Source organism: Dactylosporangium sp. NPDC050588, from assembly GCF_040654975.1.
GTDB classification, from domain to species: Bacteria; Actinomycetota; Actinomycetes; order Mycobacteriales; family Micromonosporaceae; genus Dactylosporangium; species Dactylosporangium maewongense.
This window is the reverse complement of sequence record NZ_JBFAJA010000035.1, coordinates 96,827-114,306: the sequence shown is the minus strand read 5'-3', so window position 1 is coordinate 114,306 and position 17,480 is coordinate 96,827. Positions and strand designations below refer to the sequence as shown.

The following is a 17,480-nucleotide window of genomic DNA, read 5'->3' as shown; positions in this document are numbered from 1 at the left end:
GCTGCGCCGGGGCCCCGCCGGCGAACGTCCTGCCGGCGGGGGCGACCTGGGTGAAGACCGCGTCGACGGTGAAGGTGGCCGCCCACGCGTCCACCTCCCCGGCGTCGAGCAGGTGCAGCTGCCGCACGTAGAAGGGGAGCGGCGTCACGGGGTCCAGCCGTCGTGCACGACGTACCGGCGGCGGACCAGGAAGGTGTCGCCGTCGGGGACGAGGACGTCGTCGGCCGCGGTGCTCAGGTGCAGCGCGGACTGCCCGCCGGTCGGGGTCTCGATGACGAGCGCGTAGTAGCGGGTGGTGACGGTGCCGTCGGGCCGCGGCTCGACGGCGAGCATGCCGAGCCAGTGCCGGCGGACCACGCCGCGGGCGGCGAGCGCGTCGGCGGCCTTGCGCAGCCGCCCCCCGATCTCCGCCCGGCCCCGGCGCGGTGCGGGGCGGCGGTCCTGGCCGAACTCGCCGTCCTCGGTGAAGGTGTCCGCCCACTCCTCGGCGCGGCCCTCGTCCAGCAGCCGCATCTGCACGGCGTAGAACTGCTGCACCCGCTGGTAGAGACCGGTGTCGACGGCGGTCGTCATGCGGTCACCCCCGCGACGTGCCGCAGGGTGGCGAGACTGTTGGCGCCGAGCGCCTCGCGCACGAAGGTGCGGGCATCCTCGACGGTCCTGCCCTCACCGAGCACCGGCACCACGGCCGACGGCCGCAGCACCACCCGGTGCTGGGACGTGGCGGTCACGAGGCCGTCGCGCTCCTCGAACGTCCACCGTCCAGTGTGGACGCTCAGCAGTGCCGGCGGCCGGGTCTGCTTGTACACGATGCGCAGCCCCGGCAGGCCGACCCGGATCGACTCGGTCGTGTGGCTGGAGCCGTCCTTCGCCAGGGTCTCCATCCGCAGGCGCTGCACGCCGGCCGGCTCCTCGCTCAGCTCGACGCCGACGACGTGCGGCAGCCGTGCGGGCCAGTGCTGCGCGTCCCAGGTGAAGGCGTGCGCGTCCCGCGCCGATCCGGCGAACTCGACGGAGTCGGAGAAGGTGAAGTCGATGCCGGGGTCGGCGAGCGCGCCGGCCTCCAGCGCGGCGAGCTCGGCGACGCTGTTGCGTTCGACCGCCTCGGCGATCCACGCCAGGCCCGACGGGTCGTCGTCGATCGCGCGGTAGGTGTGGGTGAGCACGACCCGGCTGTGCCCGTCGGCGGCTTCCTCGACGTGCCACTCGCCGCCCATCGACGCCACCGGCGGCGCCGACACCTCCTGCCGGAACGTGATCCTCCGGGCGACGGGGTCGAGGGTGCGCAGTGAGGTCCACGACTTCACCGCACCGTTCGCGGTCGCCCACAGCTGCAGCCGCTCCTCACCGTCGGACAGCGGGGTCGCCACGGCGTGCACGGTCGGCGGGAACAGCGCCGGCCATCCGGCCGCGTCGGCGAGCAGCGCGTACACCCGGTCCGGCGGCGCGGCGACCGTGATCTCATGGGAGACAGTCATCGTCGGTCCTCGTTCCTAGTAGTTGCCGAGCCCGCCGCAGACGTTGATCGCCTGGGCGGTGATGGGGTCCGCGGCCGGCGTGACGAGGTAGCCGACGAGCGCCGCGACCTCGTCAGGCGTCGAGTACCGCCCGAGCGGGATCTTCGCCTGGAACCGGTCCAGGACGTCGTCCTCGGTGGTCTGCCACGCGGCGGCGTAGCCGGCGCGGACGCGCTGCGCCATCGGCGTCTCGACGTAGCCGGGGCAGACGGCGTTGACGGTCACCCCGGTGCGGGCCAGCTCCAGGCCCAGGGCCTTGGTGAAGCCGATGACGCCGTGCTTGGAGGCGGAGTAGGGCGCGCCGAGCACGACGCCCTGCTTGCCACCGGTGGACGCGATGTTGATGATGCGGCCGCCGGGACGCCCCTCGAGCCCGCCGGCGGTGAGCGCCTCCCGGGTGACATGGAAGACGGCGGTGAGGTTGGTGGCGATGACGTCGTCCCACAGCTCGTCGGCGATGGCGGAGGTGATCCCGCCGCCGCTGCGGCCGGCGTTGTTGACGAGCACGTCGACGGGCCCGAAGCGTTGCACGGCGCCGGCGACGAGGGTGCGGATCTGGCCGGTGTCGCGGACGTCGGCGGCCTGCCCGTCGACGTCGAGGCCCTCGTCGCGCAGTTCCTTCACGGTGAGGGCGACGGCGTCGGCGTCGCGGGCGCACAGGTACACGCGATGGCCGGCTCCGCCGAGGGCACGGGCGACGGCCAGGCCGATCCCGCTGGTGGCCCCGGTGACCAGCGCATGCCGGGGCCCGGCGGGCGCCTTCGGCTTCGCCGCTGTCTCGGTCATGAATCCTCCTGAGTCTCGGGCTGGGACTGCAGCCGGGCGACGAGCCCGGTGTCGTGGGTGCCGGCGCGGAACGACGCGTCGGCGAGGACGTCGCGGAGAAAGCCGGCGGTGGTGTGCACGCCCGGCCCGTCGACCCGGAAGTCGGCGAGGGCCCGCCGGCCGCGCGCGATGGCGGTGTCCCGGTCGGGCGCCCACACGATGAGCTTGGCGAGCAGCGAGTCGTACGCCGACGGGACCCTGTAGCCGGGGTACGCGTGCGTGTCGACCCGCACGAACGGCCCGCCGGGCACGGTGAACGCGTCCAGGCGGCCGGGTGCGGGCGCGAAGTCGCGGGCCGGGTCCTCGGCGTTGACGCGGCACTCGATCGCGACGCCGCGGGGCGCGACGTCGGCCTGGGTGAGGCCGAGCGGCTCCCCCGCGGCGATCCGCAGCTGCTCGGCGACCAGGTCGAGGCCGGTGACCGCCTCGGTGACCGGGTGCTCCACCTGGATGCGGCAGTTCACCTCGAGGAAGAAGAAGTCCCCGGCGTCGTCGAGCAGGAACTCGAAGGTGCCGGCGCCGACGTAGCCGGCCGCGAGCGCGCCGCGGACGCTGGCCTCGCCCATGCGCGCGACGACGTCCCGCGGTACACCGGGCGCCGGCGTCTCCTCGATGAGCTTCTGGTGCCGGCGCTGCACGGAGCAGTCGCGCTCGCCGAGGTGCACCGCGTTGCCGTGGGCGTCGGCGAGGACCTGGATCTCGACGTGGCGGCCGTTGGGCAGGAACCGCTCGACGTAGACCCGGTCGTCGCCGAACAGTGCCTGCGCCTCGGCACGGGTGCGCAGGTAGGCGTCGGCGAGGTCGGCCGCGCACTGCACGACCCGCATGCCGCGCCCGCCGCCACCGGCCGCGGCCTTGATGATGACGGGGTAGCCGACACCGCCGGCGACGGCGGCGGCCCGCGTGACGTCGTCGACCGGCTCGCCCGGCAGCAGCGGCAGGCCCGCCGCCGCCATCAGCGCCCGTGCCGCGGTCTTGTCGCCGAGCGCGGCGATGACCTTCGGTGGCGGGCCGATGAACGTGAACCCCGCCGCCTCGCACGCCTCGGCGAACGACGGATCCTCGGACAGGAACCCGTATCCGGGGTGGATCGCGTCGGCGCCGACCCGTTCGGCGGCGGCGAGCACGGCGGCGTAGTCGAGGTAGCTGCGCCGCGCCGGCCCGGGCCCGATCTGGACGGTCTCGTCGGCGTACCGCACGACCGCCGACTCCCTGTCCACTGTGGAGTGCACGGCGGCGACGCGGATGCCGAGCTCCCGGCAGGTCCGGGCGACCCGCAGCGCGATCTCGCCGCGGTTGGCGACGAGGACGGTCCCGAACATCGCCGTCACCCGCCGTCGAGGGCGAAGAGCGGCTCGCCGTATTCGACCGGCGCACCGTCGGCGACGAGCTCCTCGGCGATCCGGCCGGCGCGCTCGGCGTGGACCGGGATCATCAGCTTCATCGCCTCCACGATGCCGATCTGCTGCCCCTCGGTGACGGTGTCGCCGACCGCGACGAACGGTGCGGCATCGGGCTCCGGCGCCCGGTAGAACACCCCCACCGCCGGCGAGGTCAATGCCGCTCTTGCCGGCGTTTGCGGCGTCGGTACGACGGAACCGACGCTGGGGTCCGCGGTCGGCACGGCGGCCGGGACGGGCGGCACGGCGCCGAACGAGATCTCCACCGCGACGTCACCGACGGACACCCGCACCAGCTCCGGTCGCGCCCCTGCCTCGTTGGCGAGCAGGAGGACGGTCCGCCGGACGGCGTCCAGCACCCCTGCCGCATCCGGCCCGGCGCCGTCCCGGGCCTCCGCCAGGGTCGTCACGCCGCGACCTGGTCGACCGGGGCGCCGAAGCGGCGGAAACGGGCGTGGCGGCCGACGATGAGCCGTGGCACGTTCAGCGGCAGGAGCGACCGCAGCTCGGTGACGAGCGCGGCCCGCAACAGCCGCGCCGCCTCCGCGTGGTCGGTGGCCGCGCCGCCGGGCGGCTCGGGCACGACGCCGTCGACGACGCCGAGGCGCATCAGGTCCGCCGCCCGCAGCCGCAGCGACCTGGCCGCCCGCGGCGCCTGCGCCGGGTCGTTCCACAGGATCGCCGCGCACCCCTCGGGGCTGATGACGGAGTAGACGCCGTTGGCCAGGACGAGCACCCGGTTCGCCAGGGCCAGGGCGAGCGCACCGCCGCTGCCGCCCTCGCCGGTGACGACGGCGACGACGGGCACGGGCAGGCCGGCCATGAGCCGCAGGTTCTCGGCGATCGCGACCGCCTGCCCCTGCTCCTCCGCCTCCGGACCCGGATACGCGCCGGGCGTGTCGACGAGCGTCACCACGGGCAGCCCGAGCTTGGCGGCGAGCCGCATCAGCCGGGCCGCCTTGCGGTAGCCGGCGGGCGTCGGCATGCCGTACCGGCTGCGGGACAGCTCCTTGGCGGTGTGCCCCTTCTGGTGGCCGATGACGACGACCGGGATCCCGTCGAGCCTCGCCAGCGCGCCGATGACGGCCGGGCACTCGCCGGAGATCCGGTCGCCGTGCAGCCGCACGACGTCGGTGAAGATGCGGTCGAGGTAGTCGGCGGTGCTGGGCCGGCCGATGTCCCGCGCCAGCCGCACCGTGTCCCACGCGTCGCGGTCCTCCAGGTGGTCGGCGTCGCGGATCACGACGTCGCCGGCGGGCACCGGATGCGGCGGCCCCTCGCGGCGGCTGCCGACGGCGACGATCCGGGCGATGGTGTCGCGCAGGGTCGCCCGCGGCCGGACGGCGTCGACGAGGCCGTGCTCGAGGAGGAACTCCGCGGTCTGGAAGTCGGCGGGCAGCCGCCGGCCGATGGTCTGCTCGATGACGCGCGGCCCGGCGAACCCGAGCCTGGCCCCCGGCTCGGCGATCGTGACGTCGCACAGCGAGGCGTAGGAGGCGGCGACGCCACCGTACGTGGGGTCGGTGATGAGTGCGACGGTCAGGATCCCGGCCTCGTCGAGCTGCCCGATCGCCTGGCTGGTCTTCGCCATCTGCATGAGCGCGACGGCGCCCTCCTGCATGCGGGCGCCGCCGGACGCGGGCACCAGCAGCAGCGGGCTGCGCTCGGCCAGGGCGGTCTCGGCGGCCCGGGTGACGAGCTCGCCGACGGCTGAGCCGAGGCTGCCGCCGAGGAACCGGAAGTCCATGACGGCCGCGACGACGGCGACACCGCCGATGGTGCCGCGCACGCAGACGACGGCCTCGGCGAGCCCGGACGCGGCGCGCGCCCGATCCACCTTGCCGCCATAGGAGGGGAACCGCAGCGGGTCGGCGTCGGACACCGGCGCGTCGAGCGTGTGCACGCTGCCCGGGTCCAGCAGCTGGGCGATCCGCTCGTGGGCGGTGAGCCGGTGGTGGTGCCCGCATTCGGGGCACACCCCGAGGTTGCGGGCGAGTTTCGGCTCGTACAGCGGGATCCGGCAACCGGCGCACAGGGCGAAACTCACCGCGCACCGGCCCGGGCCTGGTTGACGATGCCGACGAACTCGTCCGGGGTGCGGGCCTGCACGACGGTGTCGTCGGCGAGCCGCACCCGGTAGTCGCGCTCGACCCGCCCGGCGAGCTCCAGCAGCGCCAGGGAGTCGTAGCCGAGGTCCTCGAACGGCACGGCGCCGATGTCGCCGTCGAGCCCGCCGGTCTCGTCCTCGCCGGCGACCTCGCGCAGGAGCTCGCGGACCCCGTCGACGGTCAGTTCTCTGCTGCTCATGCTGCTGCTCCTTGTCGGTGCGCTGCGGTCGGGTGGTGCAGGACGACGGCCGCGTTGAAGCCGCCGTACCCGCGGGCGACGACGAGGGCCGTGCGCAGCCGCGCCGGGCGCGCCGACGTGACCAGGTCCAGGTCGTGGGCGAGGGCCGGGGCGTCGACGTTGACGGTCGGCGGGATGACGCCGTCGCGCAGGGCGAGGGCCGCGGTGGCCACGTCGAGCGCGGCGCCGCCGGAGGCGAGCCGGCCGGTCATCGTCTTCGGCGCGGTCACCGGGGTGCCGCGCGGGCCGAACACGGCGGCGAGCGCGTCGGCCTCGGCCCGGTCCAGGGCGGGCACCCCGGCCGCGTCGGCGAAGACGACGTCGACGTCCGCGGCGGCGGCACCGGCGTCCGCGAGCGCGATCTCGATGGCGCGGCGCAGCGTGCCGGGCCGCCCGCTGTCCTGCGGCGGGTCGAAGGTGGCGGCGTATCCGGCGACGACGGCCAGGGGTGCGGCGCCGCGGGTGGCCGCCGCGGCCGCGTCCTCGACGACGAGGATCGCGCCGCCCTCCCCCGGCACGTAGCCGGCCGCGTCGCGGTGGAACGGGCGGAACGCGGTCGCGGGGTCCTCACCGGTCGCGACCCGGCCGTTGGCGACCTGCGCGATCCAGCCCCACGGGCACAGCGCGCTGTCGACACCGCCGGACAGCACGACCGGGATCCCCTTGCGGATGTGCCGGCGGGCCTGCGCGAGCGCGTCGAGGCCGCCGGCCTGCTCGGTGACGAGGACGCCGCTGGGGCCGCGCAGGCCGTGCCGGATCGAGATCTGGCCGGTGTTCACCGCGTAGAACCAGGCGAACGACTGGTAGGCGCTGACGTGCTCGCCGCCGAGGCTCCACAGCTTCTCCAGCTCCCGCTGGCCGAACTCGAAGCCGCCGGAGGCGCTGGCGGTGACCACCCCGGCCGCGTACGCGGGCAGGGCGGCGGGGTCGAGTCCGGCGTCGGTGAGGGCGAGGTCGGCGGCGACGAGCGCGAGGCGGGTCATGTGGTCGGTCTGCGGCAGCAGCCGGCTCGGCAGGTGCCGGCGCGGCTCGAAGCCGCGGACCTCGCCGGCGAGCCGGGCCGGGTAGCGCTCCGGGTCGAAGCGGGTGATCCGGCCGATGCCGTTGCGCCCGTCGAGGGTCGCCCGCCAGTAGTCCTCGGTGCCGAACCCGTTCGGCGCCACCACCCCGATCCCCGTGATGACTGCGGCCGGCCGCGCGGCGACCGAGTCGTCAACCAGCGCGGTCACGGCCGCACCAGGACCATGGCGCTCTGGAAGCCGCCGAAGCCGCTGCCGACGGACAGGACCGTGTCGGTGCGCTGCTCCCGGGCGTGCAGCGGCACGTAGTCCAGGTCGCACTCGGGGTCGGGCTCGTGCAGGTTGGCGGTCGGCGGGATGACGCCGTGCTCGATCGCGAGGGCGCTCGCGGCGATCTCGATGGAGCCGATCGCGCCGAGCGAGTGCCCGACCATCGACTTGATCGAGCTGACCGGGGTGCGGTACGCGTGCGCGCCGAGGCTGAGCTTCGCCGCCGCGGTCTCGTGCCGGTCGTTCTGCTTGGTGCCGGAGCCGTGCGCGTTGAGGTAGTCCACGGCGGTCGGGTCGAGGCGGGCCTCGTCGAGCGCGACCCGGATCGCCTCGGCCATCTCGACCCCGTCGGGGCGCAGGCCGGTCATGTGGAAGGCGTTGGCGCGCCCGGCGAACCCGGCGATCTCCGCGTACACGCGGGCGCCGCGGGCCCGTGCGGCGGACAGCTCCTCCAAGACGAACACCGCCGAGCCCTCGCCGAGCACGAAGCCGTCGCGGCTGCGGTCGAACGGGCGCGACGCGTGCTCGGGGTCGTCGTTGCGGGCGGTGGTGGCCTTGATGGCGTCGAAGCAGGCGACCGTGATCGGGGAGATCGGTGCGTCGGTCGCGCCGCCGATGACGACGTCGGCGGAGCCCTCGCGGATCAGGTCGGCGGCGTGGCCGAGCGCGTCCAGGCCCGACGTGCAGCCGGTGGAGACGACCGCGGCGGGGCCCTCGGCGCCGGCCGCCCAGGCGACCTCCGCGGCCAGGGAGCTCGGCACCAGGTAGTCGTACAGGTGCGGCACCGCGTACCGGGGGTCGACGTGCCAGTGCCGGCCGGCGTCGCTGACCACGGCGTACTCGCGCTCGAGGCTGGTGGTCGCGCCGACGGCGCTGCCGATGACGGTCGCGGTCCGGCCGGGGTCGCGGGCGTCGAAGTCGAGACCGCTGTCGGTGAGCGCCTCGCGGGCCGCGACGACGGCGAACTGCGCCGCCCGGTCCATGCGGCGGATCTCCTGCTGGGTCAGTCCGGCGGCCACCGGGTCGAAGTCGCACTCGGCGGCGACCCGGGAGCGGAACGCCCCGGCGTCGAACGCGGTGATGGTCCGGGTCGCGGTCTGCCCGCTGGTGAGCAGCGCCCAGAACGCCTTGGTGCCGACCCCTCCGGGGGCGACCACGCCGATGCCGGTGATCGCCACCCGGCGCCGGTCTTGCGCCGCATGCGCCCCGCCATGTGCGGCGCCGGCTCCCGGGCGCCGGTCTCGCCTCGCATCTGCCATGCCGAGAACGTTGACAGCGGCCGATGGAGCGGCGACCACGACCGGCCTGGAGGCGGGCTCCAGGTGTTGTGTAGCACCCGTGGACGGGGGCTGCGGAGGCTGTCCGCATGAGTCTGGACGGGCGGGTGGCGGTGGTGACCGGGGGTACCCGGGGCATCGGCAGGACGATCGCGGCGGCGTTCGCGGCGCGGGGCGCCAAGGTGGTGGCCGCGGCGCGGTCCGCGGAGCCGCCGGACGAGCGGGTCGACGTGACGGACCCGGGCTCGGTCCGGGACCTCTTCGACCGGGTCGAGGCGCGGTTCGGCCGCGTCGACATCGTCGTGGCGAACGCCGGGGTGAGCCGCCCCGGGCCGGTCGCCGGGCAGGCGCCGGACGCGTTCGCGGACGTGCTCACCACGAACGTGGCCGGCACGTTCCACACCGTGCAGGCGGCCGTCCCGGCGCTGCGGCGGGCCGGCGGCGGCCGGATCCTGACGCTGTCGTCGGCGCTCGCCACCCGGGCGACTCCGGGGGCGGCGGCCTACAGCGCGTCGAAGGCGGCGATCGAGGCGCTCACCCGCACCGCGGCGGTGGAGCTGGCGCCGCACGGCATCACGGTGAACTGCCTGTCCCCGGGGATCATCGCGGAGGGCATGGGTGAGCAGCTCATCGGCAACGCGGCGGTGTGGGCGAGGTACGGGCCGCGGCTCGCCGCGGGGCGGCCGGGCACCGGCGAGGAGGTCGCGGCGGTCGCGGTGTTCCTGGCCGGCGCGGGCGCGGGCTACGTCAACGGCAGCGTCGTGGACGTGCACGGCGGTCTGGACTGGTAGCGGTATGGACTGTACCGTCTAGTATGATCGACGGGCAGCGACGGAGGGGTGATACGCGTGGCGGGTTCGAGCTCGACGATGACACCCTCCGAGGTCGCGCCCCGCGGACTGCCCGGCAAGCGCACCGCCATCATGCGGGCGGCGACCCGGATCTTCATCACCGCCGGCTATGAGCGGGCCAATCTCGACACGATCGCGGCCGAGGCGGGCGTGTCGAAGCAGACCATCTACAACCACTTCGGCGACAAGGAGCGGCTGTTCGTCGCGGTGGTCGACGAGGCGCGCACCGGCGCCGACCGTGACACCGAGCTCGACGAGTCGCTGCTGACCGACCCGGCCGCGCTGGAGCAGGACCTGCTGCGGCTCGGCCGGCAGTTCCTCGCCGCGACGCTCGACCCCGAGGTGTCAGCGCTGCGCCGGCTGATCATCGCCGAGGTCTCGCACCACCCGCAGCTGCACCGCTCCTGCGGCGCGGACGAGCCACAGTCGGGGCCGAAGCTGCTGGGCTGGCTGATTCAGCGGGTGGCCGTGCTGACCGCCCAGGGCGTGCTGAGCGCGGACCGTCCGGACCGCGCGGCGGCGCATTTCGTGTCCCAGCTCACCTATGAGGGACAGCAGCGGTCGAAATATGGCACGCTCGCGTTGGCGCCCTGGGAAATCGACGAGATCTGCGCCGACGCCACCGATCTTTTTCTCCGCGCGTATCGGGTTGCACCTGTTCAGGGGCGTTCTAAGAGTCGCCGATAGCGTCGGATTTCCTACCTTGACCGTAGTATTTACCTACGATACGCTTCAATGTAAGCGGTAATTCCGCAGCGACGACCGCGCCCAATCCCTGCAATGACGCAAGCGGCGAAGTCGGACCAAAATCCTATTAATCCGATAGGAGACGCAGTGAAACTGGGAGTTCTTGGCCCGCTCCTCCTGTGCGCCGACGGGGCGATTCAGGTGCCGACCGCACCGAAGCAGCGGCAACTGCTCGCGCTGCTGCTGCTCAACGCCAACCAGGTGGTGCCGGTGAGTCAGTGCATCGAGGAGCTGTGGGAGTACAACCCGCCGGCGAGCGCCGTGTCGACGCTGCACACCTACATCATGCAGCTGCGCCGCATCCTGCGGCTGGGCAACGAGCGGGACGCCACCTGCGCCGGCCGCCTCGTGACCCGCGACCGCGGCTACCTGTTCGTGTCGCGGCAGGGCGAGCTGGACGTCGACGCGTTCGAGGACCGGCTCCGCGACAGCCGGCAGGCGCTCAGCGACGGCGACGACCCGGCGGCCGCGGCGGCGCTGCGCGACGCGCTCGCCGTCTGGCGCGGCCCGGCGCTCGTGGACGTGCAGCCCGGCCCGGTGCTGCGCACGTGGCTGGCCAGCCTGGAGGAGAGCCGGCTGTCCACCATCGAGCGGCGCATCGAGGTCGACCTGCGCCTGGGCCGGCACCAGGAGCTGATCGGCGAGCTCAGCGCCCTGGTCGAGCGGCACCCCGTCCACGAGAACCTGCACGCGCACCTGATGCTGGCGCTGTACCGCTCCGGCCGCCAGGTGCACGCGTTAGAGGTCTTCACGCGGCTGCGGACGGTCCTGTCCGACGAACTGGGCCTGGAGCCGTCGCCGGCGCTGCGCCGCCTGCACCAGGCCGTGCTCTCCTTCGACCCGGCGCTCGACGCGCCGCCGGTGCACGTGCCGTCGCGCTTCTCCATCGACCTGGACCTCGGCCGGATCCGCCGCGTGCTCAGCGAGCCGTGCCGGGTGTGACGACCTCCAGCCGGGGCACCGCGTCCAGCAGCTGCCGGGTGTACGGATGCCGTGGCGCGGCGAACACGGTGTCGACCGGCCCGTGCTCGACGATCTCGCCGGCGCGCATGACGGCGACGTGGTCGCTGAGGTGGTGCACCACCCCGAGGTCGTGCGAGATGAACAGCATCGCCACCCCGAGCTCCGCCCGCAGGTCGGTGAGCAGGTCCAGGACCTGTGCCTGGATCGACACGTCGAGGGCGGACACGGGCTCGTCGCAGACCAGCAGCGCCGGCCCTGGCGCGAGGGCGCGGGCGATGGCGACCCGCTGCCGCTGCCCGCCGGACAGCTCGACCGGCCGCCGGTCGAGCACCGCGGCGCCGAGCCCGACCTGGTCCAGCAGTTGCAGGACGCGTCGGCGCCGGTCGCGCCGGGGATGGCCGATGACGCCGAGCGGCTCGGCGACGATGCGCTCGACCGGGTGCCGCGGGTCGAACGAGCTCAGCGGGTCCTGGAAGACGACGCCGATCCTGCGCCGCAGCGGCCGCCGGTCCCGCTCCCGCAGCGCGCTCCACGGACGCCCCTCGAGGAGCACCTCGCCGCCGTCCGGCGCCAGGAGCCCGAGCGCGACCCGGGCGACGGTGCTCTTGCCCGACCCCGACTCGCCGACGAGGCCGAGGATCTCGCCGGCGCGCAGGGTCGCCGACACGTCCCGCACGGCGTCCCGGGAGCCACCACCCGGCAGGCGGAACCGCTTCGTGACGCCGCGGAGCTCGAGGACGGGCTCCCCCGGTACCGACGCCGCCGACGCCACCCGAGCGGCCTGACCGCCGGAGAGCCTGGTGCCGCGGGGGTGCGCGCCGGGGACCGCGGCGAGCAGCTGGCGGGTGTAGGGGTGCCGCGGGTCGCCGAGCACCTGCGCCGTCGGGCCCGACTCGACGATCACGCCGTCACGCATCACCGCGGTGCGGTCCGCGAGACCGGCGACGACGGCGAGGTCGTGGCTGATCAGCAGCAGCGCGGTGCCGGTCGCCTTGCGCTCGGCGAGCAGGGCGAGGATCTGCGCCTGGACGGTGACGTCGAGCGCGGTGGTCGGCTCGTCGGCGACGAGCAGCGACGGCCCGGCCGCGATCGCCGAGGCGATGAGGGCCCGCTGCCGCAGCCCGCCGGACAGCTCGTGCGGGTGCTGCCGGGCGCGCTGCTCCGGCTCCGGCACGCCGACCTCGTGCAGCAGCTCCAGCACGCTTCCCCGGCGGTCCTTGACGTCCTGGCGCAGTGCCTCGGCGATCTCGGCGCCGACGGTGCGCAGCGGGTCGAGCGAGACGAGCGCGTCCTGCAGCACGAGACCGATCCCCCGGCCGCGGACCTCCCGCCAGCCGCGGGGCCCCAGATTCCGCAGGTCCCGCCCGGCGAATTCGAGCCGCCCGGCCTCGACGTGCGCGCCCGGTCCGGTGAGTCCGACGAGGGTGCGGGCGGTGACGCTCTTGCCCGATCCTGACTCGCCGACGACCGCCAGGCACTCCCCCGCCTCGACCTGGAACGACACGCCCCGCACGGCCCCGATCCGCTCGCGTCCACTGTGGAACGTCACCCGCAGGTCGTCCACTCGCAACAGTGTCATCGGAGCCCTTCGAATCGTCGTTGCCAGCGGCGGCCGAGGACGGTCACCGCGACGACCGTCACGGTGATGGCCAGGCCGGGGAAGACGCCCACCCACCAGGCGGTGGACAGGAAGTCACGGCCGTCGGCGAGCATCGCGCCCCATTCCGGGGTCGGCTGGCGCGGGCCGAGGCCGAGGAAGCTCAGCGACGAGCCGATGATGATCGCGCTGCCGGTGCCGAGCGTGGCCAGGACCAGCACCGGGCCGAGCGAGTTGGGCAGCACGTGCCGCCAGACGAGGCCGATCGGGCGGACGCCGACGGCGACGGCGCTGGTGACGTAGTCGGCGCGGCGCACCGACAGCGCCTGCCCGCGGATCATGCGCGCGTACCCCGGGACCGCCGCGAACGCGATCGCGACGAGCTCGCTGACCGGGCCGGGTCCGAGCACCGCGATGACCAGCAGGGCGAGCAGGATGCCGGGCAGCGCGAGCAGCACGTCGACGGCGCGCATGAGCACCTCGTCGACCAGCCGCCCGCCGAGCGCCGACAGCAGCCCGAGCAGCGTGCCGGCCACGACGGCCAGGGCGGTCGCGGCGACGCCGGTGACGAGCGAGATGCGGGCGCCGTGGACGATCCGCGCGTAGACGTCCCGGCCGAGCTGGTCGGTGCCGAGCCAGTGCGTGCCGTCCGGCGGCCGCAGCGCGATGAGCGGGTCGACCTCGTCGGGCCCCGCGGCCAGGCGGTCCGGCACGAGCACCGCGACGAGCAGCGCCGCGAGGATCACGCCGGCGGCGACGACGCCCGCCGCCGGCACCCTCGGGACGCGCCGGGTCGTGTCCACCATGGTCATGGCGTCGCCTCCCGCAGGCGCGGGTCGATGATCCGGTACAGGCCGTCGACGAGCGTGCTCACCACCACGAACACCACCGCGACGAACAGCACCATCGCGATGACGACCGGGAAGTCGCGGCTGCTGATGGCGGCGAGCGTGACCCGCCCGAGGCCCGGGCGGGCGAACACTGTCTCGACGAGCACGGCGCCGCCGAGCAGGTGCCCGACGAGCCAGCCCGACAGGGTCACCGCCGGGCTCAGCCCGTGCCGCAGCACGTGCCTTGCCCGCACGCCGAGCTCGCCGACGCCCCTGGCCCGCACCGACACCACGAACGGCTGCCGCAGCGCCCCCTCCATCCCGTCGCGCAGCACCTGGGTGAGGATCGCGCCGACGGGGACGGCGAGGGTGACGGCGGGCAGGATCAGCGCCGCCGGGCCCTGGTCGACGCCGACCGGGACCAGCCGCAGCCGGAACGCGAACACCGACAGCAGCAGCAGCCCGAGCCAGAAGCTCGGCGTGGACACCGCGACCAGCTCGACCGCCTGCGCGACGCCGCGGGCGACCCGCCACCGGCCGGCGGTGAGCGTGGCGACGAGCACCGCGCCCGCGAAGGCGAGGAGCGTCGCGGCGAGCGCCAGCTGCACGGTCGGCCACACCTGCTCGCCGATGATCGTCGACACCGGTTGCTGCAGCTGATACGAGCGGCCGAGGTCACCGCTCGCGAGCCGGGCCAGGTAGTGCCCGTACCGCGCCGGCAGCGGCAGGTCGAGGCCCATCTCGTGCCGGATCAGCGCCATCGTCTGCGGCGTGGCCGGCGCGCTGCCCACCAGGGCGCGCGCCGGGTCACCGGGGATGAGCTCCATCGCGAGGAAGGTGACGGTGGCGGCGCCGAGGAGCACGCCGAGCCCACCGGCGAGCCGGCGCAGCAGCCACCGCACCCTGCTCACTTCGTCAGCCACACGTCGTAGAGCAGCGGGAACGAGGCCGGGTCCGACCGCAGGCCGTGCACCTTCGTCGACGCCGCGAGCAGGTACGCGGGCACGTAGACGGGGAACGCGGCGGCGTGCTCCTGCACCCACAGCTGGGTGCGGCTGTAGGCGTCCTTGCGCTTGGCGTCGTCGGCGGTCGCGGCGGCGCCGTTCACGAGCGCGTCGACGGTCGCGTCGTTGACCCACGAGATGTTCTGGCCGGTGAGCGGCTTGCTGGTGGAGGCGAAGAAGATGCGCAGCAGGTCGGGGTCGGCGCGGGTCCAGCTCTCGTCGAAGATGTCGTACTGGGCCTTCGCGACCAGCCCGAACAGCTCGGCGGTCTGCACGCTGGTCCGCACGACCTCGATGCCGATCTTCTTCTGCGCCGCCTGCACCGCCTGGGCGAACGTGCCCCGCTGCTGGACGGCGGCCTGTTGCTGCGTGTACGGCCAGACCACGGCGAGCCGTTTGCCGTTCTTCGTGCGGTACCCGTCCGCGTCGCGGGTGGTCCAGCCGGCCTCGTCGAGGAGCTTGTTCGCGGCCGCCTCGTCGTACTTCGTCTTCTGCTCCAGCGACGGCTCGTAGTACTTCGTGTTGGGCGACAGGACGCCCCACGCCCGCTTGTACTGTCCGAAGTAGACGCTCTTGACCAGGGTGTCGACGTCGAGCGCCTGCTGGAACGCCTTGCGGACCTTCTCGTCGTCGAACGGCGCCCGCGACGTGTTCGGGTACAGCGTGTAGACGGCCCCCTGCGCGTCGGTGCGGACGAGTTGGAGCGCGGTGTTCGCCTGCACCGCCGCGACGTTGGGCACCGGCACGGCGCTGATCCCCTGGACCTCACCGCTGGTGAGCGTGCCGAGCCGGGTGGCGCTCTCGGACAGGAACCGGATGACGACCTTGTCCAGGTGCGCGGGCCCGGTGTGCTTCGCGTTCGGCGGCGCCGAGGTGTAGGTCGCGCTGCGCGTCAGCGTCACGTTCTGCTGCCGGGTGTGGCTGGTGAACACGAACGGCCCCGACCCGACGACGTGCTCGCACAGCGCCCCCGCGTAGTCGGTGAACGCCTTCGGCGACTGGATGCCGAGGTACGCGGTGCTCGCCGCCTGCAGGAACGGCTGGAACGGCGCGCTGAACCGCACCTCCGCGGTGTGCTCGTCGACGACGGTGGTGCCGGTGTACGGCCCGATCAGCGTGCTCGCATACTGCGACTTGGTCTCCTTGGCCACGATCCGGTCGAAGTTCGCCTTCACCGCCGCCGCGTCGAACTTCGTCCCGTCGTGGAACGTGACGTCGGTCCGCAGGTCGAACGTGTAGGTCTTGAGGTCGTCGGAGACCTTCCACGACTTCGCCAGCCACGGTTTGAAACTGCCGTCGGCGTCCTGCACCACGAGCGAGTCCACGACCCCGCGGGTGATGAACGCGGTGGCGTCGGCGAGACTGACGTGCGGGTCGAGGCAGCTGGGCTCGGAGTCGATCGCGTAGTTGAACGTCCCACCCGCGACCGGCGCCCCCTCCCCTGCGGCGCCCTCACCGGACGCGGGCGTGGACCCGCACCCGGCGACGGCTAAGAGACTGAGCGCGGTGGCGGCGGCCACCAGAGTACGGAGCTGTCGCATATCGGAAGGTCCTGTCGTCGATGCCAGCGGGGGACGCGATGTCGCCCAGCGTGATCGAACCGGGTAGATCTTCCGCACAGTTCCGCTACAGTCCGCGTGGAGCCTCACTGGAGGAGCCTCCCAGCCGCCGCGGTACCGCCGCTGCATCGACCACCGTCAAGCTCCGTGGCATGGACTTTCTCCGTCGTCTCGGCGCCTACCTCCTACGCGCCATCGTCGACCTCGGCCACGACATCAGCCCCGTCCCCCTCCCCCGAAGGGAAGACCTCGACGACGCACCGTGACCACCGCCCGTCCCGCTCCCCGGGGACCGGGACGACGCTTTCGTGACCGCGGCCGGGCGGCCACCTACGGCGTCGCTGGGCTTCAGATGCGATGGACCGGCCGGGCGCCGGGGTGCAGTCGCCGCAGGCCGTCGCGGGCGACCTCGGCGGCGCTGGCCGCCGGCCGGGCCAGATCCCATTCCAGGTACACCTTGTCGCCGTCGTAGCAGCCGAAGCTGCTGGAGACGCACAACAGCGGCTCGTGCTCGATCCAGTGCCCCTCCCGCACGATGTCGTGGCCGAACACCGCCACCTTGCACCCGTCGTGCAGGGCACGAAGGAACGCGAAGCCCCGCTCGGCGGGCGTGGTCCGGGCCCACAGCAGCGCCCCGAGCGGCCCGGTCGACGCCATGTCGGTCAGGGACACCGATTCGTACCCGGTCAGCGCCAGGTCGTCGAGGTCACGCGGCCCGGAGATCTGCGCGTGCGGCGCGGCGTGCGTGAAGGCGATGCCCGCGCCCGGCGCGACGGCCGCGAGCGGCCAGCCCGCCATCCACCGCCGGACCGGGGCGAACCCGCCCGGGGCGTACTGCCGCTCCAGATGGGCCGCCTCGTCGGGGTGGAACTTGGCCAGTGGTGGGCCGCCCAGATGCGCGTGCTCATGGTTGCCCAGCAGGAAGTGGACCTGTTGCGGGTAGGCCTCCCGGAGTTCACGGGCTTCGGCGAGCAGCCGCGGCGTCTGGTCGACATAGAAGTCGCCGAGATACTCCGGCCACGCCTGCGGGGCGATCGCCGGACCATGCACAAGATCGCCACAGAACACCAGGTGCGGCCGCGGCCCCGGAGTGTCCACGAGGGCCCTGAACCGGGCCACGATCGCATGGAAGTCCGCGAGGTTACCGTGCAGGTCGGTGACGGCAAGCAACCTGCCCACCGCCGGCAACGTCACCACCCGTGCCATCCGCCCACGATGGCACACCGACCACCCCCAGTCCACCGTCGGCGCGGGACGGGCGGGAGTTGGTCCCGC

Annotated in this window: 17 protein-coding genes; 3 read left to right on the top strand and 14 right to left on the bottom strand. The window is 74.0% G+C overall.

Annotated elements, in window-relative coordinates; translation table 11 throughout:
* Positions 1-144: 144 nt before the first annotated feature.
* The 9 genes from AB0I21_RS24860 to AB0I21_RS24820 are packed head-to-tail and all read right to left on the bottom strand — an operon-like array spanning position 145 to position 8,555.
* Positions 145-573: a nuclear transport factor 2 family protein gene (locus AB0I21_RS24860; RefSeq protein ID WP_360564539.1), complete on the bottom strand. Its 429-nt coding sequence runs from the start codon at positions 571-573 to the stop codon at positions 145-147.
* Positions 570-1,478 carry an aromatase/cyclase gene (locus AB0I21_RS24855; protein ID WP_360564537.1) on the bottom strand — a complete coding sequence of 303 codons (909 nt, stop codon included), beginning with the start codon at positions 1,476-1,478 and terminating at the stop codon, positions 570-572. The genes AB0I21_RS24860 and AB0I21_RS24855 overlap by 4 nt, the downstream gene beginning before the upstream one ends.
* A 15-nt stretch (positions 1,479-1,493) precedes the next feature.
* A complete protein-coding gene (locus tag AB0I21_RS24850; RefSeq protein ID WP_360564535.1) occupies positions 1,494-2,303 on the bottom strand; it encodes an SDR family NAD(P)-dependent oxidoreductase in 810 nt (269 codons plus the stop codon).
* Positions 2,300-3,664 carry an acetyl-CoA carboxylase biotin carboxylase subunit gene (locus tag AB0I21_RS24845; RefSeq protein ID WP_360564534.1) on the bottom strand — a complete coding sequence of 455 codons (1,365 nt, stop codon included), beginning with the start codon at positions 3,662-3,664 and terminating at the stop codon, positions 2,300-2,302. The genes AB0I21_RS24850 and AB0I21_RS24845 overlap by 4 nt, the downstream gene beginning before the upstream one ends.
* Before the next feature lie 5 nt (positions 3,665-3,669).
* Complete coding sequence (locus tag AB0I21_RS24840) at positions 3,670-4,152, bottom strand: biotin/lipoyl-containing protein (RefSeq protein WP_360564532.1); 483 nt, start codon at positions 4,150-4,152, stop codon at positions 3,670-3,672.
* Positions 4,149-5,789 carry an acetyl-CoA carboxylase carboxyltransferase subunit alpha/beta gene (locus AB0I21_RS24835; protein WP_360564530.1) on the bottom strand — a complete coding sequence of 547 codons (1,641 nt, stop codon included), beginning with the start codon at positions 5,787-5,789 and terminating at the stop codon, positions 4,149-4,151. The genes AB0I21_RS24840 and AB0I21_RS24835 overlap by 4 nt, the downstream gene beginning before the upstream one ends.
* Positions 5,786-6,049, bottom strand: a complete 264-nt coding sequence (locus AB0I21_RS24830; RefSeq protein WP_344511068.1) for an acyl carrier protein — start codon at positions 6,047-6,049, stop codon at positions 5,786-5,788. Before AB0I21_RS24830 ends, AB0I21_RS24835 begins: the two co-directional genes overlap by 4 nt.
* Positions 6,046-7,317, bottom strand: a complete 1,272-nt coding sequence (locus AB0I21_RS24825) for a ketosynthase chain-length factor (RefSeq protein ID WP_360564529.1) — start codon at positions 7,315-7,317, stop codon at positions 6,046-6,048. The genes AB0I21_RS24830 and AB0I21_RS24825 overlap by 4 nt, the downstream gene beginning before the upstream one ends.
* Positions 7,314-8,555 carry a beta-ketoacyl-[acyl-carrier-protein] synthase family protein gene (locus AB0I21_RS24820; protein WP_360564527.1) on the bottom strand — a complete coding sequence of 414 codons (1,242 nt, stop codon included), beginning with the start codon at positions 8,553-8,555 and terminating at the stop codon, positions 7,314-7,316. Before AB0I21_RS24820 ends, AB0I21_RS24825 begins: the two co-directional genes overlap by 4 nt.
* Before the next feature lie 188 nt (positions 8,556-8,743).
* Between AB0I21_RS24820 and AB0I21_RS24815 the strand changes: the two genes are divergently transcribed.
* The 3 genes from AB0I21_RS24815 to AB0I21_RS24805 all read left to right on the top strand — a co-directional run bounded on the left by AB0I21_RS24815 (position 8,744) and on the right by AB0I21_RS24805 (position 11,194).
* Positions 8,744-9,445, top strand: a complete 702-nt coding sequence (locus AB0I21_RS24815) for an SDR family NAD(P)-dependent oxidoreductase (protein ID WP_360564526.1) — start codon at positions 8,744-8,746, stop codon at positions 9,443-9,445.
* A 132-nt stretch (positions 9,446-9,577) separates the two neighbouring features.
* Positions 9,578-10,192, top strand: a complete 615-nt coding sequence (locus AB0I21_RS24810; protein ID WP_360564524.1) for a TetR/AcrR family transcriptional regulator — start codon at positions 9,578-9,580, stop codon at positions 10,190-10,192.
* A gap of 147 nt (positions 10,193-10,339) precedes the next feature.
* On the top strand, positions 10,340-11,194 hold the full coding sequence (locus AB0I21_RS24805) for an AfsR/SARP family transcriptional regulator (protein WP_360564522.1): 855 nt from the start codon (positions 10,340-10,342) through the stop codon (positions 11,192-11,194).
* Here the strand turns inward: AB0I21_RS24805 and AB0I21_RS24800 are convergent.
* From AB0I21_RS24800 to AB0I21_RS24780, 5 genes are all read right to left on the bottom strand, one after another.
* Positions 11,172-12,794 (bottom strand): ABC transporter ATP-binding protein, encoded by a 1,623-nt coding sequence (locus AB0I21_RS24800; RefSeq protein ID WP_360564521.1) that lies wholly within the window; start codon positions 12,792-12,794, stop codon positions 11,172-11,174. The genes AB0I21_RS24805 and AB0I21_RS24800 overlap by 23 nt on opposite strands.
* The gene (locus AB0I21_RS24795) at positions 12,791-13,624 is read right to left on the bottom strand and encodes an ABC transporter permease (protein ID WP_360564519.1); all 834 of its coding nucleotides are present in this window, start codon (positions 13,622-13,624) and stop codon (positions 12,791-12,793) included. The genes AB0I21_RS24800 and AB0I21_RS24795 overlap by 4 nt, the downstream gene beginning before the upstream one ends.
* Positions 13,621-14,565, bottom strand: coding sequence for an ABC transporter permease (locus tag AB0I21_RS24790; protein WP_360564517.1), 945 nt, complete (start codon positions 14,563-14,565; stop codon positions 13,621-13,623). Before AB0I21_RS24790 ends, AB0I21_RS24795 begins: the two co-directional genes overlap by 4 nt.
* On the bottom strand, positions 14,550-16,187 hold the full coding sequence (locus tag AB0I21_RS24785) for an ABC transporter substrate-binding protein (protein WP_360564516.1): 1,638 nt from the start codon (positions 16,185-16,187) through the stop codon (positions 14,550-14,552). The genes AB0I21_RS24790 and AB0I21_RS24785 overlap by 16 nt, the downstream gene beginning before the upstream one ends.
* 366 nt (positions 16,188-16,553) lie before the next feature.
* Positions 16,554-17,411 (bottom strand): metallophosphoesterase, encoded by an 858-nt coding sequence (locus tag AB0I21_RS24780; RefSeq protein WP_360564514.1) that lies wholly within the window; start codon positions 17,409-17,411, stop codon positions 16,554-16,556.
* Positions 17,412-17,480 lie beyond the last annotated feature (69 nt).

Coding starts and splice junctions, on each gene's coding strand:
- AB0I21_RS24815 (WP_360564526.1), top strand. CDS start 8,744: ATGAGTCTGGACGGGCGGGTGGCGGTGGTGACCGGGGGTACCCGGGGC.
- AB0I21_RS24855 (WP_360564537.1), bottom strand. CDS start 1,478: ATGACTGTCTCCCATGAGATCACGGTCGCCGCGCCGCCGGACCGGGTG.
- AB0I21_RS24780 (WP_360564514.1), bottom strand. CDS start 17,411: ATGGCACGGGTGGTGACGTTGCCGGCGGTGGGCAGGTTGCTTGCCGTC.
- AB0I21_RS24850 (WP_360564535.1), bottom strand. CDS start 2,303: ATGACCGAGACAGCGGCGAAGCCGAAGGCGCCCGCCGGGCCCCGGCAT.
- AB0I21_RS24860 (WP_360564539.1), bottom strand. CDS start 573: ATGACGACCGCCGTCGACACCGGTCTCTACCAGCGGGTGCAGCAGTTC.
- AB0I21_RS24800 (WP_360564521.1), bottom strand. CDS start 12,794: ATGACACTGTTGCGAGTGGACGACCTGCGGGTGACGTTCCACAGTGGA.
- AB0I21_RS24785 (WP_360564516.1), bottom strand. CDS start 16,187: ATGCGACAGCTCCGTACTCTGGTGGCCGCCGCCACCGCGCTCAGTCTC.
- AB0I21_RS24795 (WP_360564519.1), bottom strand. CDS start 13,624: ATGACCATGGTGGACACGACCCGGCGCGTCCCGAGGGTGCCGGCGGCG.
- AB0I21_RS24810 (WP_360564524.1), top strand. CDS start 9,578: ATGCGGGCGGCGACCCGGATCTTCATCACCGCCGGCTATGAGCGGGCC.
- AB0I21_RS24845 (WP_360564534.1), bottom strand. CDS start 3,664: ATGTTCGGGACCGTCCTCGTCGCCAACCGCGGCGAGATCGCGCTGCGG.
- AB0I21_RS24830 (WP_344511068.1), bottom strand. CDS start 6,049: ATGAGCAGCAGAGAACTGACCGTCGACGGGGTCCGCGAGCTCCTGCGC.